The organism is Microvirga guangxiensis, assembly GCF_900102135.1.
GTDB classification, from domain to species: domain Bacteria; phylum Pseudomonadota; class Alphaproteobacteria; order Rhizobiales; family Beijerinckiaceae; genus Microvirga; species Microvirga guangxiensis.
Genome location: NZ_FMVJ01000002.1, coordinates 301,185 through 328,092, shown reverse-complemented (window position 1 = coordinate 328,092; position 26,908 = coordinate 301,185). Strand labels below are relative to the sequence as shown.

Annotated in this window: 20 protein-coding genes; 17 read left to right on the top strand and 3 right to left on the bottom strand. The window is 60.6% G+C overall.

The window, feature by feature from the left end; translation table 11 throughout:
• Positions 1-12: 12 nt before the first annotated feature.
• From hutG to hutI, 3 genes are read right to left on the bottom strand one after another with little or no spacing between them, the layout of a single operon-like run.
• On the bottom strand, positions 13-846 hold the full coding sequence (gene hutG, locus BLP10_RS01535) for an N-formylglutamate deformylase (RefSeq protein ID WP_091130023.1): 834 nt from the start codon (positions 844-846) through the stop codon (positions 13-15).
• A gap of 2 nt (positions 847-848) precedes the next feature.
• The gene (gene hutH, locus BLP10_RS01530) at positions 849-2,393 is read right to left on the bottom strand and encodes a histidine ammonia-lyase (RefSeq protein WP_210183582.1); all 1,545 of its coding nucleotides are present in this window, start codon (positions 2,391-2,393) and stop codon (positions 849-851) included.
• Positions 2,390-3,592: an imidazolonepropionase gene (gene hutI, locus BLP10_RS01525; protein WP_091128708.1), complete on the bottom strand. Its 1,203-nt coding sequence runs from the start codon at positions 3,590-3,592 to the stop codon at positions 2,390-2,392. Before hutI ends, hutH begins: the two co-directional genes overlap by 4 nt.
• A gap of 155 nt (positions 3,593-3,747) precedes the next feature.
• Here hutI and BLP10_RS01520 point away from each other — a divergent pair, with 155 nt between their 5' ends.
• From BLP10_RS01520 to BLP10_RS01435, 17 genes are all read left to right on the top strand, one after another.
• The gene (locus BLP10_RS01520) at positions 3,748-5,106 is read left to right on the top strand and encodes a formimidoylglutamate deiminase (protein WP_091128705.1); all 1,359 of its coding nucleotides are present in this window, start codon (positions 3,748-3,750) and stop codon (positions 5,104-5,106) included.
• 17 nt (positions 5,107-5,123) lie between these two features.
• Positions 5,124-5,849: a histidine utilization transcriptional repressor HutC gene (hutC, locus tag BLP10_RS01515; protein ID WP_091130015.1), complete on the top strand. Its 726-nt coding sequence runs from the start codon at positions 5,124-5,126 to the stop codon at positions 5,847-5,849.
• A gap of 170 nt (positions 5,850-6,019) precedes the next feature.
• Positions 6,020-6,592, top strand: coding sequence for a PadR family transcriptional regulator (locus tag BLP10_RS01510; RefSeq protein WP_139165408.1), 573 nt, complete (start codon positions 6,020-6,022; stop codon positions 6,590-6,592).
• 10 nt (positions 6,593-6,602) lie between these two features.
• Entirely contained in the window at positions 6,603-7,715 is a 1,113-nt protein-coding gene (locus tag BLP10_RS01505) for an efflux RND transporter periplasmic adaptor subunit (protein ID WP_175493726.1), read from the top strand.
• A gap of 1 nt (position 7,716) precedes the next feature.
• Positions 7,717-10,839 carry an efflux RND transporter permease subunit gene (locus tag BLP10_RS01500; protein WP_091128695.1) on the top strand — a complete coding sequence of 1,041 codons (3,123 nt, stop codon included), beginning with the start codon at positions 7,717-7,719 and terminating at the stop codon, positions 10,837-10,839.
• 217 nt (positions 10,840-11,056) lie between these two features.
• On the top strand, positions 11,057-11,248 hold the full coding sequence (locus tag BLP10_RS22770; RefSeq protein WP_139165407.1) for a hypothetical protein: 192 nt from the start codon (positions 11,057-11,059) through the stop codon (positions 11,246-11,248).
• Positions 11,249-11,311: 63 nt separating this feature from the next.
• Complete coding sequence (locus tag BLP10_RS01490; RefSeq protein ID WP_091128689.1) at positions 11,312-11,563, top strand: hypothetical protein; 252 nt, start codon at positions 11,312-11,314, stop codon at positions 11,561-11,563.
• Positions 11,564-11,662: 99 nt separating this feature from the next.
• Positions 11,663-12,511 carry an SDR family oxidoreductase gene (locus BLP10_RS01485; RefSeq protein WP_091128685.1) on the top strand — a complete coding sequence of 283 codons (849 nt, stop codon included), beginning with the start codon at positions 11,663-11,665 and terminating at the stop codon, positions 12,509-12,511.
• Positions 12,512-12,723: 212 nt separating this feature from the next.
• The gene (locus BLP10_RS01480) at positions 12,724-15,021 is read left to right on the top strand and encodes a putative bifunctional diguanylate cyclase/phosphodiesterase (protein WP_091128681.1); all 2,298 of its coding nucleotides are present in this window, start codon (positions 12,724-12,726) and stop codon (positions 15,019-15,021) included.
• A 397-nt stretch (positions 15,022-15,418) separates the two neighbouring features.
• Positions 15,419-17,245: a methyl-accepting chemotaxis protein gene (locus BLP10_RS01475; protein WP_244510344.1), complete on the top strand. Its 1,827-nt coding sequence runs from the start codon at positions 15,419-15,421 to the stop codon at positions 17,243-17,245.
• 1 nt (position 17,246) lies between these two features.
• Positions 17,247-18,695 (top strand): chemotaxis protein CheW, encoded by a 1,449-nt coding sequence (locus tag BLP10_RS01470; RefSeq protein WP_175493725.1) that lies wholly within the window; start codon positions 17,247-17,249, stop codon positions 18,693-18,695.
• Positions 18,692-19,789 (top strand): protein-glutamate methylesterase/protein-glutamine glutaminase, encoded by a 1,098-nt coding sequence (locus tag BLP10_RS01465; RefSeq protein WP_091128671.1) that lies wholly within the window; start codon positions 18,692-18,694, stop codon positions 19,787-19,789. The genes BLP10_RS01470 and BLP10_RS01465 overlap by 4 nt, the downstream gene beginning before the upstream one ends.
• Positions 19,790-19,812: 23 nt before the next feature.
• Entirely contained in the window at positions 19,813-20,643 is an 831-nt protein-coding gene (locus BLP10_RS01460) for a CheR family methyltransferase (RefSeq protein ID WP_244510374.1), read from the top strand.
• Positions 20,636-22,606 carry a chemotaxis protein CheA gene (locus BLP10_RS01455; RefSeq protein WP_175493724.1) on the top strand — a complete coding sequence of 657 codons (1,971 nt, stop codon included), beginning with the start codon at positions 20,636-20,638 and terminating at the stop codon, positions 22,604-22,606. Before BLP10_RS01460 ends, BLP10_RS01455 begins: the two co-directional genes overlap by 8 nt.
• Before the next feature lie 366 nt (positions 22,607-22,972).
• Positions 22,973-23,356 carry a response regulator transcription factor gene (locus BLP10_RS01445; protein ID WP_091128653.1) on the top strand — a complete coding sequence of 128 codons (384 nt, stop codon included), beginning with the start codon at positions 22,973-22,975 and terminating at the stop codon, positions 23,354-23,356.
• Positions 23,356-23,997 (top strand): chemotaxis protein CheX, encoded by a 642-nt coding sequence (locus tag BLP10_RS01440; RefSeq protein ID WP_091128650.1) that lies wholly within the window; start codon positions 23,356-23,358, stop codon positions 23,995-23,997. Before BLP10_RS01445 ends, BLP10_RS01440 begins: the two co-directional genes overlap by 1 nt.
• A gap of 55 nt (positions 23,998-24,052) precedes the next feature.
• Positions 24,053-26,851 carry a hybrid sensor histidine kinase/response regulator gene (locus BLP10_RS01435; RefSeq protein ID WP_091128644.1) on the top strand — a complete coding sequence of 933 codons (2,799 nt, stop codon included), beginning with the start codon at positions 24,053-24,055 and terminating at the stop codon, positions 26,849-26,851.
• Positions 26,852-26,908: the final 57 nt, after the last annotated feature.

Sequence of the window (26,908 nt, the reverse complement as noted above, 5' to 3'; positions counted from 1 at the left end):
CATATCCTCGGGTCAGGCTTTCGAATGGGCAAAGGTGAGACAGGCTTTGAGAATCCGTGTGAGAACCTCGCGCATCGGCGCGGCATAGCTCTCGTCGTAAGGGGACGGCCATTGCCCCTCTGCAACAGGGCCGAGCGGCTCGTTCATGTAGCCGCGACAGGCCAGTTCCATCTGGATTGCATGCACGCCCTTGTCAGGCTCGCCGAGGCTTCGGGTAATGTACCCGCCCTTGAAGCGGCCATTGACTACATGACTCAGGCCGCTGCCGCTGCAAAGGTCTTCGATAGCTGCGCTCAACTCGGGGGCGCAGGTCGTGCCGCCATTGGTGCCGATGTTGAAATGGGGCAGGGTGCCTTCGAAGAGGCGCGGAATGACCGAGCGGATGGAGTGGCAATCGTAGACGACAACATGGTCATTCCGCGAGCGCAGGCGCTTGACCTCAGTTCTCAAAGCCTCGTGATAGGGATCGAAGAAGCGCGCGCGGCGTTCAGCAACCGCCTCTGCGTCCGGTTCTGCACCCGGCTCGTACAAAGGCTCACCATCGAAGGTGGTGGTAGGGCAAAGCTCCGTGGTGGCTTGGCCGGGATAGAGGGAGACTCCGCTCGGGTCGCGGTTCACGTCGATCACTGTGCGCGAGATCGACGTGCGAAGGACGGTCGCGCCGAGGCCGGCAGCAAAGTCATAAAGACGTTCTATCCACCAGTCGGCATCCTTGCGCGCAAGCCAGGGCGATACGAGACCGGAATCATAGGGGGCAGGGATGTCGGTGCCGGTATGCGGCAGGCTTACGACGAGCGGGGCATCGCCGCGAGTGATTGCCCGCCATGAAGTGCTCTGATCATGCATGATCATGCCTCATCCGTCACCAGAGGCAGGATATCGACACCGGCGCTTTCAGCGACCGCGCCGGAGGAAACAAGATCGGTCGCTAGTTGCATGTCGGGCGCCATGTGCCGGTCATCGCTGAGGTGGGCCACCCTTGCACGCAGCAGGGAGCGCGCGCGCTCCAGCCGTTCGCTTGACTGCATGGGGGCATGAAAGTCACAGCCTTGAGCTGCGGCCAGAAGTTCGATTCCGATAACATTCGCGGCGTTGGCAGCCATGGGCAGAAGCCTGCGCGCGCCATGGGTCGCCATGGACACATGGTCTTCCTGGTTGGCGGAGGTGGGGATGGAATCGACGCTCGCCGGATAGGCGCGCTGCTTGTTCTCGGACACGAGGGCGGCCGCCGTCACCTGAGGGATCATGAAGCCGGAATTCAGGCCCGGTTTCGGAGTCAGGAATGCAGGAAGGCCCGAGAGGCTGGGATCGACCAGCATGGCGATGCGGCGCTCCGCGAGCGAACCGATCTCGCACAAGGCCATGGCGATCATGTCTGCGGCAAAAGCCACGGGTTCGGCGTGGAAGTTTCCGCCTGAAATGACTTCGCCCGTATCGGAAAACACGAGGGGGTTGTCGGACACGCCGTTGGCCTCGGTGCCGAGCGTCTCTCCAGCCTGACGCAGCAGATCGAGCACCGCACCCATCACCTGCGGCTGGCAGCGCAGGCAATAGGGGTCCTGCACGCGGTCGTCATTGGTGAGGTGAGAGGCGCGGATGGCGCTTCCCTGCATCAAGGCGCGCAGCGATGCGGCCACCTCGATCTGCCCCCGATGACGGCGAAGCATCTGGATGCGTGCATCGAACGGACCATCGGAGCCCTTTGCCGCATCAGTGGCGAGAGCGCCTGTGACGAGTGCGGCCTGGAAAACACGCTCGGCTTCGAAGAGACCGGCGAGCGCCAGCGCCGTCGACACCTGCGTGCCGTTGAGGAGGGCCAGACCTTCCTTCGGCCCAAGGACCAGAGGATCAAGACCGGCTTGGGACAAGGCAGCTTCCGCGGGTATCCGCACGCCATCGACGAAGAACTCGCCAACGCCCATCAGCGCAGCGGTCATATGGGCAAGAGGCGCCAGATCGCCCGAGGCGCCGACCGATCCCTGGCCCGGAATGACGGGTACAAGCCCTGCTCTGAGGCACGCGATGAGGTGCTCGATGGTCGACCAGCGCACTCCGGATGCGCCTTGCGCAAGGCTTGCGAGCTTCAGCGCCATTACGAGACGCACAACAGGGATAGGAAGCGGCTCACCGACACCTGCCGCATGGGACAGCACGATATTGCGCTGGAGCGTTGCCAGATCGGCGGTGCCGATACGGACGCTCGCCAGTTTTCCGAAACCCGTATTGATGCCGTAGACCGGCTCACCCTTCGCAACGATGGTCTCGATGGTCTTCGCGCCAGCCTCGATACGCGTGCGGCATCCCTCGTCGAGCTCGACCTCGACGCCACGATAAACGCGACGCCAATCCGCGAGACTGACCGAGCCGGGAATGAGTGTAAGAATCTTGGTCACTGGCCTCTCCAGATACGGGCATGAAGGGGGTTGAAGCCGATGCGGTAGACGAGTTCTGCGGGCCGCTCGATCTCCCAGATCGCGAGGTCGCAGAACTTGCCGGGCTCCAGCGTGCCGATCTCGTCGAGCTTTCCGAGTGCGCGGGCGGCTTCGCGAGTCACGCCGGCAATGCATTCCTCTACTGTCAGGCGGAACAGGGTCGCGCCCATGTTCATCGTCAGCAGAAGGGACGTCATCGGGGAGGTGCCGGGATTGCAATCGGTCGCCAGAGCCATATGCGTGCCTGCTTCGCGGAAGGCGGCAATCGGCGGAAGCTGCGTTTCGCGCAGCATGTAGAAGGCACCCGGCAGCAGCACGGCGACTGTGCCGGCCTTCGCCATGGCGACTGCTCCATCCACATCCGTGTATTCGAGGTGATCCGCGGACAAGGCGCCGTAATCGGCGGCGAGCTTCGCACCGTTCAGGTTCGAAAGCTGGTCGGCATGGAGCTTGATTTTCAGTCGGTGTGTTCTGGCGGCTTCGAATACCCGGGCGACTTGCTCCGGAGAGAAGGCAATGCCCTCGCAGAAGGCGTCGACTGCATCTGCCAGACCTTCTCGGGCCAGCACCGGCAGCATCTGGTCGCAGACCTTGTCGATGAAAGCATCCTTGTCGCCATTCGCCTCGGGCGGCAAGGCATGGGCGCCGAGGAAGGTGGTGGTGACGGAGATGGGCCGCGTATCGGTCAAGCGGCGCGCAGCACGCAAGGAACGGGTCTCCGACTCAAGATCGAGGCCGTAACCAGACTTGATTTCGACAGTTGTGCAGCCTTCTGCGATGAGATGGTCCAAGCGAGGGAGGGCGCTTGCCACAAGCTCGTCCTCGCTCGCCGCGCGAGTCGCCTTCACAGTAGAAAGAATTCCGCCGCCTGCGCGGGCGATTTCTTCGTAACTTGCCCCTTTCAGGCGCAGTTCGAATTCATGGGCGCGGTCGCCGCCGTAGACGAGGTGAGTGTGGCAGTCGATCAGGCCCGGGGTAATCCAACGTCCCTCGCAGTCGATCCGCCCCGCCGCATCCCATCCGGTTGGAAGATCCTGCATCGGCCCTGCGAAGGCGATAAGACCATCCTTGGAGGCAACGGCCCCGCTTTCGATAATCCCAAGATCGTTTCCGCCAAGGGTCGCTAGGCGGGCGTTGAGCCAAACCCGGTCGAAGCGCATGTCTCTGCTCCGGTGCATTCGCGATAATGTCTATACATAATCGCGAATAATCGGTATTGTCTAGACTTATTCGATCAGCTCTGATGGTCAGGCGGCGGCGTGGCTTTTTGGCGGCCACCCATAGTCGGGCCGTTTTCACAGCAAAGGCGGCAGCAATGCGCAGGCTCATTCTCGATCATGCACTTCTTCCCCATGGCTGGGCTCGGAATGTCGGTCTCGACATTGAAAACGGCACTATCGACGCCGTGCATCCGGATGCTTCTCCGGAAGGGCGTGAACGTATCGCGGGGATCGCGCTGCCTGGACTTCCCAACCTCCACAGCCATACGTTCCAGCGCGGCATGGCGGGGCTTGCCGAAACGCGCGGCCCCGAAGGTGACAGCTTCTGGACATGGCGGCAGGTGATGTACCGGTTCCTCGGCTCACTCACGCCGGACGACGTAGAAGCCATCGCGGCCTTTGCCATGATGGAGATGCTCGAGAGGGGCTTCACCTCGCTTGCTGAGTTCCACTACCTGCACCACGACGCACAAGGGCGTTCTTATGGCGATATCGCTGAGCTTTCGGGGCGCATCGCAGCCGCGGCCCATGAAACCGGCATAGGCCTAACATTGCTGCCGGTCTTCTATGCACAAGGCGGTTTTGGCGGCGCTGCTCCATCGGAGGGGCAACGGCGATTCATCAATGATGTGGAGAGCTATTCCCGCCTTCTCGAAGGCGCTCGCAAGGCTGTGGCCGGACTCGACAACGCTGCGGTCGGCATTGCGCCCCACAGCTTGAGGGCCGTGACGCCGGAGGGCCTCAATGAGGTTCTGGCCATGGCTGGGGAGGGACCAATCCACATTCACATCGCTGAGCAGACCAAAGAGGTCGAGGATTGCCTAGCGTGGTCAGGACAGCGCCCAGTGGCGTGGCTGCTCGATCATGCGCCTGTCGATCGGCGCTGGTGCCTCATTCATGCGACGCACCTGGATCGCGACGAGGTCAAGGGCATGGCGAAGAGCCGTGCCGTGGCCGGACTGTGTCCGATCACCGAGGCCAATCTCGGCGATGGTATCTTCGAGGGTGTGGATTATCTCGCAGAAGGTGGCGTCTTTGGTGTTGGGTCGGATTCGAATATTGAGATCTCAGCTCCCGGAGAACTGAAGCAACTCGAATATAGTCAGCGCCTCAAGCACCGTGCCCGTAACGTTCTGGCGGCCGGTGAGGGGGATTCGACAGGCCGCACGCTCTATGAAAAAGCGCTCGCCGGCGGCGCTCAGGCACTTCGGCGGCGCATCGGCGTCCTGGCTCCAGGGCAGAGAGCCGACATCGTGGTTCTTAAGCCGGACCACCCGGATCTGGCTGCGGTTTCAGGAGACCGCTGGATCGATGCCTATCTCTTCGTCGCCAGCCATTCGGCCATCGACATGGTGATGGTTGCGGGCAAACCTTTGGTAAAAGACGGCAGGCACATTGATCGCGAAGTCATCACCGCACGCTACGTGCGTTCCATGAGGCACATTCTGTCGTGAAGGAAGCACCGTCCGGCATGAAACACCTGTACCAGCGTATCCGCGACGATATCGAAGCCAAGATCATGTCTGGCGAATGGCCTCCGGGATACCGGATTCCTTTCGAGCACGAACTCATGGCGGAATATGGCTGTTCGCGCATGACCGTGAACAAAGTGCTCTCGACGCTCGCAGTCAACGGTCTCATCACGCGCCGGCGCAGAGCTGGTTCGGTGGTGGCGGAGCCGAGCACGCGGCAAGCTGTCCTGGACATTCAGGATTTCGCCCTCGAGGCGGCGCGCACCGGCACCGTCTATCATTTCAAGGTCGTTCATCGGTCCATTGATCCCATCGATACCGCTGCCGCGCACCGCATCGGGCTGCCCGTCGGCACCGAAATGCTCTACATCTCGACCCTCCATGTCATGGATGATGTGCCTCAAGCCTTCGAGGAACGCCTGATCAGCCTTGCCACTGTTCCGGAAGCCAACGGAGAGGTCTTCAAGGACGCCCCTCCAGGCACTTGGCTGCTGAGGCGCGTGCCGTGGACAGATGCGGAGCACATCGTCCGCGCCGTCAACGCCGACAGCACGATGGCAAAACGTCTTCAGATCAGAACAGGAGCGGCTTGCCTCGTTCTCGAACGGCGAACCTGGCAGGCCGGAGCCTTCGTGACGGAAGCGCGGATCACTTATCCGGGCGAAAGGCACCACCTGATGGGTCGTTTTTCTCCATCCGTCAAAGGTAGCTCAGCCGTTCAATGACCATAAGGGCTGTAACGTCGACTGCGAGGTTCGCCCGCACGTAATGACGTCGACCGCTCCAGTCGCGCTCCCTTATGGGAGGCGTGAAATAGCTCGATAAACGCTTGCTGAGACTCGTTGACGGCTGCGGGAAAGATACCTAAATATACTCCAAATTGGAGTATTCCATTTTGGATACAAAAACGCTGTGTCTGGCTGTCCTGTCCATGGGGGATGCGTCCGGCTACGAGATCAAGAAGCGCGTCGAGGAGGTCTTCTCACGCTTCATCGATGTGGCGCCCAGCGGGATCTATGCCGCTCTGAAGCTCCTCGATCAGGAGGGACTGGTTTCGGCCAAGGTCGTGCCTCAGGAAGGGCGGCCCAATAAGACCGTTTACACCTTGCTCGAGGCAGGGCGCGAGGCCCTGACCACATCCTTGAGGGCCTCGGAAGGGCGACACAAGATTCGTTCCGAACTGGTCACGCTTCTGATGTTCGCCGATCTGCTGCCCCCCGAAAAGCTGCGTGACGTGCTCGCTAACCGGATGCTGGAACTCAAGCAGGTCAGGATGGAAATGGAAGCATCGACCGGCGCGTCTCGGCCGGGGCATCGCTTTCTGGTGCGCATGGGGATGGCGCTGGTCAATGCCGAGCTTGCTTTCCTGAACGAGAGCGTACCCGCCTTCCTGGCTGAGCTGTCGGGCGGAGCAAACAAGCAACACAAGCAGAAGACGGCCGATCTCGTCGACTCGGAACTGTCTTAGGAACATCGCCGTGAAGAAGAAAACGACAGCCGCGCTTGTTGTCCTCGGCATCTCTGCCCTGGGTATTGGAAGCGCACGCTACCTGAAGAACGATACGGCCCAGGCGGTGGTACAGCCGAGCGCGCCGGTAGTAACGGAGCTTGCTCGCAGCGAGACCTTTGCCGTTCGCAAGGCCGATTTACGCTTTACCGTGCCGCTTGCAGGTACGCTGCGGCCGGTCAACCAGACGACCCTCAAGTCCCAGGTTGCCGCCCAGGTGGCCGAGGTTTTGGTGCAGGAAGGTCAGCCGGTGAAGAAGGGCGACGTTCTCGTACGCCTCGACACCGAAGACCTGAAATCCCGGCTCAATGAGCGAGTAGCCAATCTTGAGTCCGCCAAGGCGCAGTTTGCTCTGGCGGAGAAGAACCGGCAGATGAAGCTCAGCCTGCAGGACAAAGGTTATGCAGCTCAGGCCTCCGTCAACGAGGTGGAAAGCGCGTTCCGGGCAGCTCAAGCAACCGTGCGGGCTCAGGAGGCGCAGGTGGAGCAGGCGCGCAAGGCTCTCGAGGACGGCGTCGTGCGGGCGCCCATCGACGGTTTTGTCTCCGAGCGTGCCGTCAATCCGGGCGACAAGGCTGCGGTGGACGGTAAGCTCCTTGTTCTCATCGACTTGGCCGAACTTGAAATCGAGGCTCCTGTGCCGACGAACGAGATCGGTCTTATAGCTGTCGGCCAGAGGGCGCTGTTCCGCGTGCCCGGCCTGGAGGGCCGCGAGTTCTCGGGGCTCGTGGAACGTATCAACCCCACCGCCAAGACGGGATCGCGTTCGATACCGGTCTACATCCGGGTTGAGAACGGCGACAGGATTCTGCGCGGTGGCATGTTCGCCTCCGGCGATATCGTCGTGCGTGAAGTGCAGGACGTCGTTGCAGTTCCGCCCGAGGCCGTGCGCGGTGATCAGAACCACCGATATGTGCTCAAGCTCGATGGCGAAACCATCGCCCGGCAGCAAGTCGAGGTGTCGAAGGATGCAACGGCCAGCCTTGTCGCCGTCACATCCGGCTTGCGGGAGGGCGATATCGTTGTGAGCGCCGGCTCCATCATTCTTGAGCCGGGAACGCCGGTTCGCATCGGGGACAAATAGGATGTTCCTTACGCGCATCAGCATTAACAACCCGGTTTTCGCCACCATGATGATGGTGGCGATCCTCGTGGTTGGGTTGTTCTCCTATCAGCGCCTCGGCGTCGACCAGTTCCCCGATGTGGACATTCCCACCGTGGTGGTGACGGCTGCCTATCCAGGCGCGTCGCCGGAGGCGGTCGAGAGCGATGTCACGCGCAGGATCGAAGACGCAATCAACACGATTGCCGGTCTCGATACGCTCACTTCGCGCTCCGTTGAGGGGCGTTCCATCGTAATCGCTCAATTTACCCTCGACACGCCCGCAGCCGTCGCTGTGCAGGATGTTCGCGAAAAGGTGGCGGGGATTCGCGGCCAGTTGCGGGATGAGGTAGACGATCCGACCGTCACCCGGTTCGATCCTGACAGCGCGCCGATCGTATCGGTGGCGGTTGAATCGCCCGTGCGCTCCCTGCGCGAGCTGACGACGCTTGCCGACGAGGTGCTGCTCAAGCGCATCCAGACCGTGCGCGGCGTAGGCAGCGCCACCATCGTGGGCGGCATGAAACGTCAGGTCGAGGTGCGCTTGAAACCCGATCGCATGCAGGCGCTTGCTATTGGCGTCGATCAGGTGGTGGCCACGATCCGCTCTGAAAACCAGGATTTGCCAGCCGGTAACGTGACCCGCGGGCGAGAGGACAAGGTCGTGCAGATCGAGGGCTCCGTGAAGGAGCCGCGCGAGATCGGCAACTTCATCGTAGCCCAACGGGGCGGGTCGCCGGTACGGCTGTCGGAAGTGGCCGATGTCATCGACGGTCAGGAAGAAAAGACGAGCCTCGCCTTGTTCAACGGCAAGCCTGCGCTCGCCGTAGATGTGGTGAAGGTGCAGGGTGCCAACACCATCGAAGTGGCCGACGGCGTGTTTCGCGCTGTCGAGGAACTCAAAAGCTCGCTGCCCTCAGATGTCGAACTGTCTGTGGTGAAGGATTCTTCGAAGGGGATCCGCAGTTCCGTGCACAATGTGCAGAGCACGATGTTCGAGGGCGCGTTCCTGACCGTCGCCATCGTATTTCTGTTCCTGCACTCGTGGCGTTCCACGGTCATCACCGGTCTGACGCTGCCGATCTCCGTGATCGGCACCTTCGCGGCGCTGGCCTTCATGGGCTTCACCCTGAACAGCATGACGCTGATGGCGCTGTCGCTTGCCATCGGCATCCTGATCGACGACGCCATCGTGGTGCGAGAGAACATCGCCCGTCACTTGGAGATGGGCGCGGGCCATTTCGAGGCGGCTCTCAAGGGTACGCAGGAGATTGGCCTTGCCGTGATGGCTACAACGCTCGCCATCGTGGCCGTGTTTGCGCCAGTCGCCTTCATGGGCGGCATCATCGGTAAGTTCTTCTACCAGTTCGGCATCACCGTATCGGTAGCCGTGCTGATTTCGCTTTTCGTGTCGTTCACCCTCGATCCCATGCTGTCGAGCGTGTGGCACGATCCATCCATCGGCCGGAAGCCGCGTGGGCTCATCGGCTGGCTCACGGGCCTGACCGACAAGGGGATTGCGGGCATTCTTGCCATCTATCGCCCTCTCATGCGCTTCAGCTTGCGACGGCGCTGGGTGGTGATGGTGGCGGCCATTGGTATCTTCGTGGGAAGTTTCGCCCTCGTGCCGATGATAGGCGTCGAGTTTGTTCCCTCCGCTGACATGGGTGAGATGAATGTGAAGGTCACGGCACCTGTGGGCTCCTCGCTCGAATATACGGAGACGAAGCTCCGTCAGGCCGAGGCTGCGATCAAGGAGTTCCCCGAGGTAAATTTCACCTACGCGACGATCAACAGCGGGCAGGCCGCAGGCAGAAACGAGGCCATCGTTGCAATCACGCTCAAGCCGATCGCCGAGCGCACGCGCTCAGCTACGCAGCTCGTGGACCTGATGCGTGCGCGCCTCAAGGCCATCCCCGGCATTGACCTCGCCGTCAGCCTGCCGGGCGTTGGCGATGGTAAGCCGGTGCAAGTGTCGATCCAGGGGCCGAACTTGGATGAACTGGCGCGGATTTCCCAGGAGACCGCCGCAATCATCGCGAAGGTGCCGGGTGTCGTCGATATGGAATCCAGCCTCAAGGCCGCCCGTCCGACCATCGCTGTGAGGCTCGACCGGGAGCTCGCGAGCGATCTTGGCGTGAGCTTGCAGCAGGTCTCCGACACGTTGCGGCCTCTGCTTTCGGGTGAGGATGCTTCGAGCTATCGCGCACCCAACGGCGAGAACTACGACGTCAACGTGCGCCTGCCCGAGACTGGGCGTGAGTCGCGCGAGGACCTGTCGCGGCTTTATCTTGCCAGCAGGATGACCAACGAGGATGGCACGCCTCGCATGGTGGCCTTGCGTGAGATTGCCAAACTGGAGGCGGGGGTCGGCCCGTCCCAGATCAACCGGCGCGATCTTGCCAGGGAGGTGCAGATCACCGCCAATGTCAGCGGGCGTGCTGCCGGTGACGTCACGCGGGAGATCGGGGCCGCCCTCAAGGAGGTGAAGCTGCCCGCTGGCTATCAATTCGTGTCCGGCGGTTCGGCCAAGAACATTCAGGAGACGTCCGGCTATGCGGGATCGGCGCTGCTTTTGGCGGTGATATTCATCTACATCATCTTGGCATCGCAATTCGGCAGCTTCCTTCAGCCGCTCGCGATCATGGCATCCTTGCCGCTTTCGCTGGTGGGCGTGTTTCTGGGCCTCTTGGCCTGGGGCTCGACCCTGAACATGATGTCGGCCATCGGCTTCATCATGCTCATGGGATTGGTGGTGAAGAACGCGATCCTGCTCGTCGATTTCGTCAATCAGGCCCGCAAAGGTGGTGTGGAGCGCACCGTCGCGATCATGCAGGCAGCCGAAGTCAGGCTCCGTCCGATTCTGATGACCACACTCGCGATGATCTTCGGCATGATCCCCATGGCGCTTGGTCTGGGAGAGGGCGGCTCGCAGCGCGCCGGCATGGCACATGCGGTGATCGGCGGCCTGATCAGCTCCACCATCCTGACCCTGGTGGTGGTTCCGGTCGCACTCACTCTGCTTGAGGACATGGCGCGCAAGCTGGGCTTCGGGCGCAAGCCCGATACGGCTTCGACGGCTCCAGTGCTCCAGGCGGCAGAGTAGGGGACGCCCACTCGCGTCTCCAGAAGAGATCATAGCTCCAGAGAGGCGCGCGCAAGTGCGCCTTTTTTCAGGGGCGTCAGGGCTGAAACGCTTGCCTAGCCTCATTCCGCGCATGGCGGTTACCATCTGTTAACCATGGTCGCGAATAATCCCCGGTAAATCACAAGGCTGGTTCGCAGCCGGTATTGTTCGGGGCTGAGTATCAACAGGAAACCCAATGATTACCGAGGGAAATCTGGATCAGAAGGCAGCGCGTCCATGGCTCGACCGTGATGCGCGGGAACAGATCGGAGCTCACCTCCAAGCTCTCTTCGCAGAAATCGAGGGGCAGCCGATCACCGATGAACAGATCGACTTGCTGCTGGCATTGCGGCGGGCTGAGCGGGAACTCGGGCGTAACGAAGTCTGACTGGAACGGTGTCGCAGCTTCGCCGTTGTCGAAGCTCGACACCAATCCAGGAGCGTTGAGCCCATGCCTCGCGAAGTCACGGACCCCGACGGCATCACATGGACCTGTATCCAGGCCTTCTCGGGTTTGGGGAAGAACCCGGAAAAGATGGAGGCAGCTCGCGTCGACGGGGAGGCTGACGCCTTTCAGGTGGTTTGCACTCCCTCTGGCGGGGCGCAATCAGTACGGATCGAGCTGCCCGGAGACTGGGAGCAGGGATATTCCGACGAGCAGCTGCTGAAGACGATCCAAGCCCAATTGGCTCAAAATCCATGACACGCGGACAGGAACTCCCTGCCTCTTTACGAAAGCTCCTTGAGCGGAACTTCCAGGCCGCCCGGTAATTGACCGGTTCACGCGAGAAGGAGCGTCCGCATGAGCCAGTCCGAGCAGGAGCATATCGACCCCCCAGGCACCGAGGCGGAGATGACGCCGCAGGCCGACCACGGAGAGGCGAGCTATCGCGGATGTGACAAGCTCACCGGACGGGTCGCGATCATCACCGGTGGAGACAGCGGGATCGGCCGCGCCGTGGCGATAGCCTATGCGAGGGAGGGGGCGGACATCCTCATCAGCTACCTCAATGAGGAGGAGGATGAAGACGCCCGCGAGACTGCGCGGCACGTGGAGGCCGCAGGGCGGCGTTGTGTGCTGATGCCCGGCGATATCGCGGAGGCCGCTCATTGCCGCGCCATCATCGACCGGGCCGTGGACGAGTTCGGCCGCATCGATATCCTTGTCAACAATGCCGCCTTCCAGCGCACCTACGAGTCTCTGGAGGAGATCCCGGACGAGGAGTGGAGCTATACCTTCCGCACCAACATCGAGGCCATGTTCCACCTTGCCAAGGCCGCCGTTCCGCACATGCGGCCGGGCTCTTCCATCATCAACACGACATCCATTCAGTCGGATAAGCCGAGCCCAATGCTCCTGGCCTATGCCTCGACCAAAGGAGCGGTTTCCAATTTCACCGCAGGCCTCGCGCAGATGCTGGGCAAAAAGGGTATCCGCGTGAATGCGGTTGCACCCGGACCGATCTGGACCCCATTGATTCCGTCCACCATGCCGGACGAAAAGGTGAAGAGCTTCGGCAAGGATACGCCGCTGGGCCGAGCAGGGCAGCCAAGCGAATTGGCCGGCATCTATGTTCTTCTTGCCTCTGACGAGGGCAGCTACATGACAGGTGGAATCTACGCCGTCACGGGTGGGACGCCGCTCCTGTAGGAACAGGGACCGCGAGCGTTACATCATCCAAGAGCTCGCAGCATCCGGAAAGGATCAGGATGCAAGCCTGCCGACAGCCACAGGGAGTACGAGGGAGCTCTTGGTCTTTATCACCTCAGGTCACCCTCATCCCTGCCAAAGTTAACGGAATGCCCACGATTATCGATGAAGGCTGAGGGAGATCGTCGCTCAAGGTTGAATCGAAGTTTGTTGTGCTCGCTAATGTGATCCTGATCCTCAGCATCCTGACAGCGGTGGCCGCCCTCGTTGGTGCAGCCTTCCTTCTGTTGCGTGAGCACAACGACGATCTTGCTAAGGCCGAAGGCGATCTGGCGAGCCTTGCGCTTACTCTTCAGGAGCGCACCGACGCTACGCTCCAATCGATCGAGAACGTTTTGCGTGATGTGGTCGGACGCATTCCACAAGCATGCCTGAAAGCGAACGAGTTCGATGGATATGCCGCTTCGCAGGCGACAAAAGCCGTTCTTGTCGGGGCTTGTCACACCCTGGCGCTGATCCAGCGCATCGATCTCGTCAATGCCCGTGGGCGGATCGTCGGAACATCGTATCCCCGGCCACTTGCCGATCCGATCTATCTGAGAGACACATCGTACTATCAGGCCCTCGCAAACGATCCCTCGCTTCTCGTCTACCTGAGTGAACCGGTTCTCATCCGGGCGACCGGCAAAAGGGTCTTCTCACTCTCACAAAAAATCAAAGATACGGATGGAAACTTTCTTGGTCTCATCGTGTCGACGATCGACCTGGGGCATTTCGAGAAACTGTTCGACAGTCACCTGAAGCCGCGATCTCTGGCGATCACGTTCTACCGGCGCGATGGGATCATTCTCGCTCACAGCCCAAAAGCCGACGGAATCCTCGGACGCAGGTTCTGGAAGCCCAGCACGCCTCTGCAGCGAATGGTCGTCAAGAACAGCCCTACGCTCATTCGCGACGTCAGCTGGATCGACAGGAAAGAGCGGCTCGTCGCCCTTCACCCCCTTGCTCATTATCCGAGCGGTATCGCCGTCAGCAGGACTTTGGCGGAGCTCATGGCCGGCCGACGCCTTGAGGCACGTCTGATCCGGTTCATCGCCCACCTCATGGATATCGCCATCGACGCCGCGAGCCTGCTGGGCATGAAGCATGTCAGAACCGGCATCCTGAGGGCTGCCAGTGAAAGCTACCTGTCCCGTCATGACATCCTGACCAGACTTCCGAACAGGCTTCTGTTCTCGGAGGAGCTGAAGCGGACGCATCTTGCCTCTCAAAGAGAGGGGAGAGACTTTGCGCTCCACCTGCTCGATCTCAACCGCTTCAAGGATATCAACGACAGCTACGGACACGCAGCGGGAGACGAGATCATTCGGATCGTGGCCCGGCGCCTCCGGGACCGTCTCAGGAAGAGCGACTTCATCGCCCGGATCGGAAGTGACGAATTCGCAATCGTTCAGAGGCCGACCAGGGGGCGGCAACAGGTCATGGACCTCGTCACGACGATTCAGGACGCGATGAAGGTCCCATGCACGGTCGGCAACACAGAGATTGAGGTCGGGCTTTCGATTGGTGTAGCCATTGCATCAACCGATGGCAGGACCTCGATTGAGCTGATGAAAGCGGCCGATGTCGCTCTCTACGCCGCAAAGTCCGATCCTGACCGCAGCTATCGGCTTTATGATGCGAGTATCAAGGATCCCCGCGCAGAGCGCCGCGCTCTCGAGGGAGCTCTGAAGAGCGCCCACGACAACAGGGAGTTCGAGCTCTACTATCAGCCGATCCTCGATCTGGCGACAAATCGTATGTGGGGCTGCGAGGCGCTTGTCCGATGGAAGCATCCGGCAAAGGGAATGGTCTCACCGCTCCAATTCATACCGGCTGCTGAAGAATCGGGTCTGATTGGTCAGATCGGCGACTGGATCCTGGAAGACGCCTGCTCGACGGCCATGAGCTGGGACCTGCCGCTGAAGGTTGCGGTTAATCTCTCTCCGGTGCAGTTCCAGCGGAGGGACGTGTTTTCCAGCGTCAAGCAGGCTCTCGACAAATCCGGCATGCCCGCTCAGCGCCTAGTTCTGGAGATCACGGAATCCGTCAAGCTCACTGAAGAAGCCACCGCGACGCTCAAGCGGCTCAAGGCCCTTGGGGTTTCGATCTCGCTGGACGATTTCGGTACCGGCTACGCATCGATGAGCTATCTCCGAAGCTTTCCGTTCGATAAGATCAAGATCGATCAGTCGTTCGTGCGTGGAATGATGGATGCATCCGATAGCCGCGCGATCATCAAGGCGACCATCGGTCTTGCGAACGATCTGAAGATCAGCACGACAGCCGAAGGTGTGGAAACGGAAGAGCAACTCAACGCTCTGCGCCTGGCAGGTGCGTCCCAGGCACAAGGCTACCTTATTGCAAAGCCCATGTCGCGCGAAGCTATCGCGACTTTCATCTCTGACCTCCGGGGGACATGGCAGGACAAGCCCTCACGCGCGCGGGCTACAGGAACGTCTTGGTCGTAAGCTCCTGGATGGAATAACCTATGCTCTTACGGAGCAGGAGATTTCTCGGTTCGTACCAATCCAGTCACCCTGAACAGGACGGAAGGCAGTTTCTGGAAGGCTGAAGCGCTCCCGCAGGCTTCTTTGCCTGGGATGAATCCGCGCAATGCCTTGCTCGGGCTTGCTCGGCAACTATAAAAGCTAAGCCTGCTCTACCACCGCTCTGACCCGTCTGCCTGCGCGGCTTGCCGGTCAGGATGTGTGGCCGAATATCGTCTATCAATCCCAAGGGGCCTCAATGGCACTGGTCAAGACGTCCGAACTCCCAGGCAAGGGTAACCTTCGTCCAGGGGGTGATGAAACGCCTCCTAAGAATGCATCTTCCGCTCCTGCACGTGGAGGGGCGTCCCAGCGCCGGATGCTTGGACGCGTCAGGGCACGAAAGCAGCAGGCTGCTGAGCGCATCGGCGCGGCCACGGAGCAGCTTGCGAGCGGCGTAGCGGAGGCATCTGCTGCTGCGGAGGAACTCCGGCGCTCCATGGAACAAATTGCCGTGGGAGCAGAGGAAGCTGCAGGCGCGTCGCAGCAATCGCTCTCTGCCATCGTAAGCCTCGGTGCCTCGTTCTCCGAAGCGCGCGGGCATGCGGAGGCCGCACGCACGAAGACCGCGAGCCTTCAGAGCCTCTTGATCGAGACTGCCGCTCAGATCGATGCGTCCGTAGCGTCCGTCGAGGCGAATGCTGCCCGCCAGAGGGGGATGGTAGATATCATCTCGCTACTGGAGAGGCAGGCGACCACCATCGGCGAGATCACCCGCGTGGTCGGCGACATCTCCGATCAGACAAACCTTCTGGCCCTCAACGCGGCAATCGAGGCGGCGCGGGCGGGAGAGAACGGACGCGGCTTCGCGGTGGTTGCCGATGAGGTGCGTGCCTTTGCGGGAGCCTCGGAGAAGAGCGCGCAGGACGTCCAAGAGCTGGCTGAGGTGATCGTAGACAAGGTCCGCTCCGTTGCCGAGAAGATCAGGGCGACGGCGGAGACCGCTTCCGGCGAGGCACAATCCGGCCGCGGCATCGTCGCGGCTCTGGATAGGATCAGGTCGGATATCACTCTTTTATCAGAAGGCAGTCAGTCCATCCTTATTGCCGCCATCGAGGCGGAATCGGCCATTCGCGAGGCGCAGCGCGGGGCCGAGCAGGTCGCCAGCGCTGCCGAGGAGCAGGCCGCTGCGGCGGCGGAAGCCCAGCGGGCCGTTCAGCAGCAGAGCGTTGCTCTCGACCAAAGCCAGCAGACCGCGCATGCCTTGGCGGTCTTGGCGGACAATCTGCAGGCGGATACTGCGGGCTCGACCAGCGCTGAGCAGGTGGGGTCGGCAGCGGAGGAGCTTTCGGCCGCCATCCAGGAGCTTTCAGGCGCTGCTGGCGAGATCATGACCGCGGTCGATCAGATCAGCCGTGGAGCTCAAATGCAGGCTGCCGCGACCCAGCAGACCAACGCGGCGATGGAACAGATCGAGCGGGCCACCAGTGCATCGCGGGAGGTGGCTGAAGCAGCCGTCCAGCGCATTGAATCCCTAGCAACGGCGCTCCAGGAGAACCGGTCCGGGACCATTCGCCTCGCAGGCGGGGTTGAAGGCGGGCTCAGGGAGATGCGCGTCGTGATCGAGATGATGGGCGGGTTGGACGAGTCCGGGCGGCGCATCGAGAAGATTGTCGACAACATCGCTCTTGTTGCGGTCCAGACCAATATGCTGGCTGTCAGCGGCTCCATAGAGGCCGCGCGTGCAGGTGATGCGGGACGTGGCTTTGCCATTGTCTCCGGCGATATCCGCAGCTTGGCGCGCGATGCGTCCGAGAATGCCGACCGCATCAAGGACGTCATCCGCCAGATCCGCGACCAGATCACCATTGTCCGTCACGATTTGGAGCAAAGCGCTGCCATCGCCGAAGCTGAAGTGGTCAAGAATACGTTGACGGCTGAGAAGCTGGGCGCCGTGGAGGCGGATGTCGACGAGATCCGTCGAGGCAGCGCTGCGATCCTCGCAGGCTCGGACAGCATTCTCGCGTCCGTGCGCGAGGTTAGGCTTGGGACGCAGCAGATCGCCGTTGTCGCTGAGGAGGCCGGGAACGCTGCTGCACAAGCTGCAAGTGCAGCGCGTCAACAGGCGCAAGGATCCGAGGATCTTGCAGCCGCGATTGAAGAGATCGCCTCGCTGGCGGACGAACTCCAGATCGTGGAGTCGTAACGTGGTAGCCCAGGCGGCTCCAGCATCCGTCTCTCGATCGTTTCTCACGGTCGAAGTGGGGGGCGAACGCTTTGCCCTTTCGGCGGCCGATGTTGCCGAGGTGATCCGCTGCCCGGCTGTCACCAGGGTACCGCTTGGCCCCGCGAGCCTTCTTGGAGTGGCAAATCTCCGAGGCGCAGTAGTGCCCATCGTGTCTCTGCACAAGCTCCTGGGAAAAGAAGCAACCTTCTCGGCAAATGCACGTGTCATCGTGGTCGACCGCGGCGCTCCGGTCGGAGTTGCGGTAGATAGTGTGGCGTCGCTTGGATCATCCCGATTTGGGTCAGAGGACGATGCCATTCAGGCACGGCTGATCGACCTCGATGAGCTGCTCGCCAAGGATTTCGGCGGCTTTATGCGACGAACCCAGAGCCGCTCGGTCTCCGCTCCACGAGTGCTCCATGAGCAGGCTGCCGAGCCTGACAAGATCTCTTTGGTATGCTTTGCCGTTGCGGAGCAGGAATTTGCGATGCCGCTGGCCTCCGTTCATGAGGTTGTCGCGTTGCCGGAATTCGTGACGGCAGTTCCGCGGACGGATGCCGTCATGCTCGGAGTGCTGCCCCTGCGAGGAAAGCTCGTGCCTCTGGTGTCCCTGCGGGGGCTCCTGGGCTTTAGCGCCACGGGTAATCGCGGCAGAGCTCGGGTGGTCGTGACTCAGGTCGGCGAGAGTCTGGTAGGGCTTGCCATCGATAGCATGAAAGAGATCCTTCGGCTCGCTCCGGACATGATCGACCCTGTTCCGGCGATCATCACACGAGGGGACGCTGAGGCGCAGATTCGAGGGATCTGTCGGCTCGATGGCGGCCAACGGCTGGTCTCCGTCCTGTCGTCGGACCATCTGTTCCGCGATCAGAATCTGCTTGAGCAGATTTCCTCCCAAACGGAGAAGAGCAACGACATGGGTACGCCTGACGGGCTCTCCCACCACGACGAGGAGCAATTCATCGTTTTTCAGCTGGGCGGCGAGGAGTACGGATTGCCTATCGGAGCTGTCGATGAGGTCGTGCGCGTGCCCGACACGCTGACACGATTGCCCAAAGCTCCCGCTTTCATCGAGGGGGTCATGAATCTGCGTGGCCGCGTGGTCCCGATTATCGATCAGAGGCGGCGCTTCAGACTTGACGCGCAAGGGGAGAAGCGGCGGGAACGCATTGTGGTCGTCAGGATCGATGACCTGCAAGCCGGCTTCGTCGTCGACACCGTATCGGAGGTTCTCAAGATTTCCCATGCGCAGCTTCGGCCAACTCCCGATTTGGCAACGGACGGAAACCAGGTTATCGACCGCATCGCCAATATCGAGATCGAAGGCCGGATGATCCTTCTGCTTGACCCGCGCGAGTTGCTGGATCGGGCAGAGAAGGATCTGCTCGCTGCCATGAGTAACGGTCATCCGGAGCGCTCCGCTCCGTGATCCGGCTGCTCATCGTCGACGATTCCCCTTTGATGAGACGCCTTCTCGGCAGTGTCTTCACGGCCGAAGGCGACTTTGAGATCGCACTCGCCCGCAATGGTGTGGAGGCGCTGGAGCAGGTGCATGCCTTCAAGCCGGATGTGGTCACGCTGGACGTGAACATGCCAGAGATGGACGGTCTCACCTGTCTTGATCGCATCATGCTGGAGCGTCCGTGTCCAGTTGTGATGGTTTCATCCCTCACCGATGCAGGTGCGAGCGTCACGCTGGAGGCCCTGGCTCTTGGAGCCGTTGACTTCATTGCAAAGCCTGCCCGCGCGATTTCGCTTGAAATGGAGACTCTTGCTCCGCAGCTCATCGAGAAGGTTCGTGCCGCATCGCGAGCGCGGTTGCCCGGCAGCCTGCGGCTGGCCGAACGGGTGCGGTTGCGGAGCGGCTTAGGTACTCGGGCGCGTAATGCTGCGCCGAGACAGCCTGCGCCTGTCGCGCCGGTTCGCCGCAGGCGCAAGAACGTGTCCTCTCATGGTGTCGTGCTGATTGGCGCATCGACGGGAGGGCCTCCTGCTCTGGATGCCGTCCTGTCACGATTGCCGGTGGATTTTCCTTGGCCGGTAGTGGTCGCCCAGCACATGCCCGGCTCGTTCACAGGCCCTCTTGCGCGCCGCCTCGACAAGCTGTGTGCTTTGAAGGTGACTGAGGTCGCTCACGCGATGCCGCTCGACGCCGGCAATGTTTATATCGCGAAGGGCGATGCTGACGTCATCATCAGCGTTCGGCCGGATGGTCCCGTTGTACTGGCCGCGCCTTCATCGTCCGACCATCGCTGGCATCCGAGCGTCGACCGTCTGGTTGAGAGCGCCATGCAGCACCTTGCGCCCGAGAGCCTCATCGGCGTGCTGATGACCGGCATGGGCAGCGATGGGGCCGAGACCATGGCGCGTCTTAAAGCCCAAGGCGGGCGGACCATCGCCGAGGCAGAAGAGACAGCCGTGGTGTGGGGCATGCCCGGTGAACTCGTTCGTCGCGGTGGCGCAGAACTGGTCGTGCCCCTGGAGCAGATCGCCGACCGCATCATGAGCATGGTAGAGTCATGAGCAGGGCGCGCAAGGAGCAGGTGCTGACCGCCGATGATATCCGCCGGCTTTGCGCGTTGCTCTACCGTCATACCGGGATGATTTTCGGAGAGAGTAAGCGCTATTACATCGAGAGGCGGGTCGCCGATCGCATGGCTGCGACCGGAGCGCAAACTTTCCCCGCCTATTTAGCACATGTTGAAGCCGATGGGGGTGAAGTCGAGCATCTCATCAATATTTTCACGGTCAACGAAACGTATTTCTACCGCGAGGAGCATCAACTGAGCTGCCTCAGCCGCTCCATTCTGCCGGCAATTGTGCAGAACAGGAAACCGGGAGATCTCGTACGGATCTGGTCGGTACCCTGTTCGACGGGAGAGGAGCCTTATTCGATCGCGGTATGGCTGCTGGAGAATTGGCCGCTGGTTGACGCCTATCATATCGAAATTATCGGCTCCGATATCGACACGCGGGTTCTGCTCGAAGCACAGGATGGAAATTACGGAGAACGTGCGCTTGCCCGCTTGCCGCAAGAGGTGATCGAGCGCTATTTCGAGCCGCTCCGAGACGGGAAGCGCAGACTGATCCAGGACTTGCGGGAATCGGTGAAGTTCACGGCGGCCAACCTTATCAATCCCGCATCGGTTGCAGCTCAGGGAAAGTTCGATGTCATCTTCTGCCGGAACGTGCTGATCTATTTCGACGATGCTTCCCGGCTTATGGCCGTCAATAATCTCTATGACGCCCTTCATCCGGAAGGGTACATCTGTCTTGGTCATACCGAGTCCATGACACGGATCTCGAAGCGCTTCGACTTGCGTCGGTTCGAGGATGCGATCATCTATCAGCGACCAGGAAAAGATCGCGATGGATGATCTTCTGCAACATTTCATCGTCGAAGCGCGTGAGTTGATACAGCAGGCCACGGATGACCTGTTGGCCCTTGAGCGCGACCCAAATGCTGTGGTGCCGATGGACGGCGCTTTCCGGGCTGTGCACACGCTCAAAGGATCCGTCGGCTTGTTCGATTTCGCTCCTATGGGCCTGGCGCTCCACGCGGCGGAGGATGTGCTGGGCGCTCTTAAAGAGGGGCGCGTGAGGGCCGAGGCCGATGTCATCGACACTCTCCTCGATTGCATCGGCCAAGCGGAACGTTGGGTCGCAGAAATCGAGCGAACAGGGCTGCTGCCCCCGGATGCGGCTGAGGAAGGCTATCGTCTGGCGAGGGTCCTGCGCTCACACGCGGATGAAAATTCGGCTCCTGCCGCGGCTGCGGGGTCACCGGTCGATCTCGGCTGGGTCAAAGACCTGATAGCCCAAAGCCCAGATGCGGCGGCGCAAGCAAAATCTCTCGTCGCCATCGTCTATACGCCTCGGTCCGATTGCTTCTTTTCCGGCGACGATCCGGTAGCGCTTCTGCGCTCGATTCCCAATCTCGTTTCCGTCCGCATTTCGAACAGGGAGCCTTGGCCGCCCGTCTCTGAGATCGATCCCTTCGCCTGCAATCTCAGGATCGAGGCGCTCTCCAGCGCAGCGCTCGATGCAATCAGGGCAATCTTCCGATTCGTGCCTGATCAGGTGACGATCCATGAGGTGCCTTGCAGCGCAAGCGATCGTGCAGCTACAGGAGCTGCGGGTCCCTTGGAGGAAGCTGCCGGAGGAGCCCGTGGGCGGACGCTTCGAGTCGATGCTGTGCGCATCGACCATCTGGCCGATCTTGTCGGGGAGATGGTCGTTGCGAAAAATGCTTTAGCGCATCTGTCAGGCCAAATCAGGGACAGGTTGGAGCACAAGGATTTGGCTCAGGCTCTCCTCACGAGCCAAGCGTCCATCAGCCGGATCGTGGCGGAACTCCACAGGGCCGTCATGGATGTCCGCATGATGCCCATGCGGGACATCTTCCGGAGGTTTCCCCGCGCTGTGCGCGACATTGCGGGCGCGCTGGGGAAAGCTGTCGATTTCTCCATGGAAGGAGAGGATGTAGAGGCGGACAAGTCCGTTGTAGAAGGCCTGTTCGAGCCTTTGCTTCATGTCTTGCGCAATGCAATCGATCATGGGGCCGAACCTGAAGAAGCCCGTCTGAAGGCAGGGAAGCCGGGAAGGGTCAAGGTCACGCTTCGAGCCCGTCGCGAGGGCGACCGCGTCGCGGTCGAAATCGAGGATGACGGACGTGGAATCGATCCCGCGGCTGTTCGACGTGTTGCTGGCGAGCAGCGGGTTACGTCGGCAGACGAACTCGAACGAATGAGCGATGCAGAGATCATCAATCTGATTTTCGCCCCCGGTTTCTCGACCGCATCGGAAGTAACCGATCTGTCGGGCAGGGGGGTCGGCATGGATGCCGTGCGTTCAGCGGTCGAGAGGATGGGCGGGCAGGTTTCCGTTCAAAGTCTGCTGGGCCACGGAACGACGATCCGTCTTTCCTTGCCTCTGACGATTGTCATGGCAAGAGTGATGGCCGTCAGAATCGGTCAGGAACTCTACGGCATTCCGCTCGATGGAGTGATTGAGACGACTATCGTGCCGAGGTCGCGCGTCATTCCGGTCGGGGATGCGGAGGCTTTCGTTCTGCGGGATCGGACGATCCCTCTGATCCGGCTCTCAGATCTCTTGGAAATTTCACGCTCGCTGGAGCTGCGCTCGAGCATGAAGGTTGTGGTGATGGCATTGGACGATGGGCCAGTTGGAATCGCAGTCGACTCCTTTGCCGAGAGAATGGACGTTCTGATGCGTCCCATGTCCGGTATTCTGTCCGGCATGCCCGGCGTTATGGGAACGACTCTCCTCGGAGATGGCAACGTCCTGATGATCCTCGATATTCCGGAGCTTATCGGATGAGCGTGCATCTTGATGGCAACATGGTTGTCTTGGAGGGGATCTGTCGTGTCGAAGATGCGGAGCCCTTGCTCCGCTGGCTCCAGGCCGATCCCGGTCGCATCGTCGACCTATCGAATGCCGAGCACCTCCACGCAGCTGTTCTTCAGGTTCTGATGGCCTTCAGACCCAGCTTGAAGGGACCACCCAAGGACGAATTTCTTCGAGGCTGGGTGATGCCGGCTTTGCTTGATCCAGGCTCCTGCGACATGACACCCGAGACGGGGTGAGCAGTTGTTATTCTCTAAGCATACTCTAAAAGAGCAAAGAGCAGTTCCTTCCATATCGTTCCGGTCCTTCCGGGCAGTATATTCCTAGCGGAGTACCTGAGTGGCGATAACCGTCCTGATCGTCGATGACAGCAAGCTGGCACGCATCGTTGCCGCTAAAGCTCTGACCGCACTCCAGCCGGAGTGGGAAAAGGTCGAAGCTGGTAATGCCCAGGAAGCCCTTGGCGTACTCAATAGCCAGAAGATCGATGTGGCGATGATCGACTTCAACATGCCGGAGAAGGACGGCCTCGAGCTTGCCGCCGAAATCCGTGCGAGCCATCCGATGATGCCGATCGCAGTGATCACAGCCAATATTCAGGATGAAGTCATTGCCCGGGCTCGCGAGGTAAATGCCACCTTCGTCAGCAAGCCGCTGACAGAGGAGGGGTTGCGAGGGTTCATCTCCGGAGCGGCGCTGCGCCTGCGGACCGGCGGTGTTTGATGTCCACGGTCAGGGAAATCGCTCTTTCAGAGCTCGAACGCGATGCCCTGACGGAGCTCGTCAATATCGGAGTCAGCCGGGCGGCTTCGAGCCTCCGGAAGATGATCGGCGAGGAAGTGCTCCTCTCCGTTCCATCTGTCGAGATCATGGCCCCGGACGATGCCGTCCGATTGATCGGTGAACGCGAGACGGATGAACTCGTCGCCATCCAGCAGCAATTCGAGGGAGCCTTTTCCGGCCAAGCCCTTTTGATCTTCCCACAGACGATCAGTCTGGATCTGGTTCGTGCCATCATCGGCGAAGACGTGCCGCCCGATCAGCTTAGCGAAATGGAGCAGGAGGCCCTTGCTGAAACAGGCAACGTAATACTGAACGGCTGCCTTGCCACAATGGCGAACATGTTGAAGCGTTCGCTGAACATCTCCCTGCCCGAGGTCGTTCGAGGCGACGGCTCTCGATTGTTCAAGCTCATGCAGCCACGTCCGGATGATGGGCTGGTGCTCTTCCTGTACATCAACTTCTCTGTCCGCAACCGGGACATCCGTGGCTACATCGCCATGCTCATGGATCTGCCTTCGCTGGCTGCTCTGAAAGAGCTTATTGCAGGCTTCATTCACCGGGTTGTCGGGGACGAGGCTTAGCCTATGTCCTGTGACCGTATCACTCAATGAAGACATTATTGGCATGATAGCCCGGATGCTCCCCTACGAGACGGCCGATAAGAGAATCGAGGCGGCCCTCGAGGAATTGCGCAGCATTGCCGGGCCGATCTTCTCGGCTCTGGAGCGCTCTGGGCTGGCGATGTTGGCAACCAACCCTCGGTTGCCCGATAATCCGATCGTCTTCGTAAACGATGCATTCTGCCGGTTGACTGGATACTCGGCTGAGGAAGCCCTTGGACGCAACGGCAGCTTTCTGCAGGCGCCCGAAACCGATGAAGAAACCGTCCTCCAGATCCGCGAGACGCTAAGAGAGGGCGGTTCAGTCTCGACCAAGGTTCTGAACCGACGCAAGGATGGAAGCCGCTTCTGGAATCATCTCTTCGTCACCCCTGTCAACAATGACAAAGGTGAACAGATTTTCCTTCTGTCGACCCAGGTCGATGTCACGCAGTCGCATCAGGCCGAGGAGATGCGCGCTGCTCTCCAAACGAGCCAACGTGAACTCGATTGGACCAATGAGCGGCTTCGCCAGACACTGACTGTTGCCGGAGCGGGTGGATCCTGGGATTGGGACATCCCTCGTGGGCACTTCACCGCCGATGTGCGTTTCGCCGCCCTCCATGATCTCGATCCAGTCGAGGCTGCAAAAGGCCTGCCAAGCGGGGACTTCTTCAAGGCCATTCATCCTGAGGACCGCTTGAGGATTCGGCTCGCTGTTGCAGGCATTCTCAACGGCGCCGAAGTCTTCTCGAAGGAATATCGGCTTCTTTCCGCCGACGGATCCGTGCGTTGGGCTCACGCGCGAGGCCGTTGCCATTTCAGCGATGAGAACCAACCCATCCGGTTCACCGGCGTTGTCCTCGACATAACCGAGCAGAAGCATATCGAGGAACGCCTGCGGATCGCTCAGAGCGCGGGCGGCGTCGGAACGTTCGAGTATATCGATGGTTTTGCGACCGTTAGCGTCTCCGAGGAGTTCTGCCGCTTGGTCGGACTTCACTCGACCAATGCCCTTCCCGTTCGCACGATCAACAATCTTGTCACCCCAGGCGATCCGCTTCTTGTCGAGCAGGGCTTGTGCTCCGAAGGCGTGACGTATGCCGAATGCCGAATCCAGCGGGCGGACAACAAGAAGCTCCGCTGGCTGGCTCGCAGAGGCGAGTATGTTCGTGACACCGAAACCGCGGGCTTGCGGTTCATCGGGGTCATCTATGACATTACAGCAGCGAAGCAATCCGAAGAGAGATTGCTGGAGCTCAACGAAAGGCTTGAGAGCCGCGTTGCTGAACGGACGGCCGAACTTGCCGAGAGCGAGCGCCGTTTCCGAGCAATCTTCAACACCACTTACCAACTTATCGCGCTTGGTGCGTTGGACGGTACCATTGTAATCGTCAACAACGCGGCCTTGCAGGCTTCGGGAGCCACGGCGAGCCAGATCGCCGGAATAAAGATATGGGATGCTCCCTGGTGGACGCATTCTCCTCATGAGGCTCAGAGAGTGCGCGAAGGCGTCGCGCGTGCTGCCGCCGGGGAGTTTGTGCGCTACGAGTCCGAACTCCTGCTGCCAGGCGGTCACCGCACTTTCGACTTTTCGATGAAACCAGTCCTGGACGAAGAGGGAAAGCCCATTTTTCTGGTGGCTGAAGGCCATGACATCACTGATCTGAAGCATACCGAAGAGGCGTTGCGTCAGGCGCAGAAGATGGAAGCCGTCGGGCAACTGACTGGAGGTATTGCCCACGACTTCAACAACCTTCTGACAGGTATCGTCGGCTCGCTGGATCTTCTGAATACGCGCATGGCGCAGGGCCGCCTCGACAATCTCGATCGTTATATCGCGGCCGCTACATCCTCGGCCAATCGCGCAGCTGCCTTGACGCATCGCCTTCTGGCCTTTGCACGACGCCAGCCCCTCGATCCGAGAAGTGTCGACGTCAACCGTCTTGTCATGTCCATGGAGGATCTTCTCCGGCGAACGATCTCCGAATCCATCGAGCTCAAGTTTGCCATCAGCGAAGACTTGCCCCTGACTCTGTGCGATCCCAATCAGTTGGAAAGCGCTGTCCTCAATCTTGCGATCAACGCCCGTGATGCCATGCCCGACGGCGGCATACTCACGGTCGAAACCGGCGTGTCGCATCTGGATGATCTCTATGAGGCGGCTCAGCATGGGGTCTCGCCCGGCCGCTATGTTACGATCAGTGTTTCCGACACAGGAACCGGCATGCCCGCCGACGTTCTGGCACAGGTCTTCGATCCGTTCTTCACCACCAAACCGATAGGAGTGGGTACGGGTCTCGGCCTTTCCATGGTGTATGGCTTTACGAAGCAGTCTGAGGGCCACGTTCGGATCCATAGCGAGCTCGGAAAGGGTACGTCGGTCAGGCTCTACCTGCCGGCTCACGAAGGCACGGTTGCTGAGGCTGTCTCCGTGACGGGTCTTAGCGAGGCGCATCGGGCAGAGGCGGGCGAAACCGTTCTAGTGGTTGAAGATGAGCGTGTCGTCCGCTCCCTGATCCTGGAGGTGCTCGCCGATCTTGGCTACCAGGCTCTCGAGGCGGTGGATGGGCCGTCCGGTCTGAAAATTCTGGAATCGAAGCAGCGGGTGGACCTGCTCGTGACCGATGTCGGACTGCCTGGACTGAACGGCCGCCAACTCGCGGATTATGCGCGTCTGATTAGGCCCAATCTCAAGGTTCTCTTCATCACCGGTTATGCCGAGCAGGCTGCTATGGCCACCGGCTTCCTCGATCCGGGCATGGAGATGATCACGAAGCCTTTCGGTATTGAGGCCTTGGCCGTGCGCATCCGTGAGATCATCGAGCGAGACTAGTCGGATCCATCGCGCGGGCCTGTTCCCCACGCTGGATCATGAGAAAAGCCTGAGGTC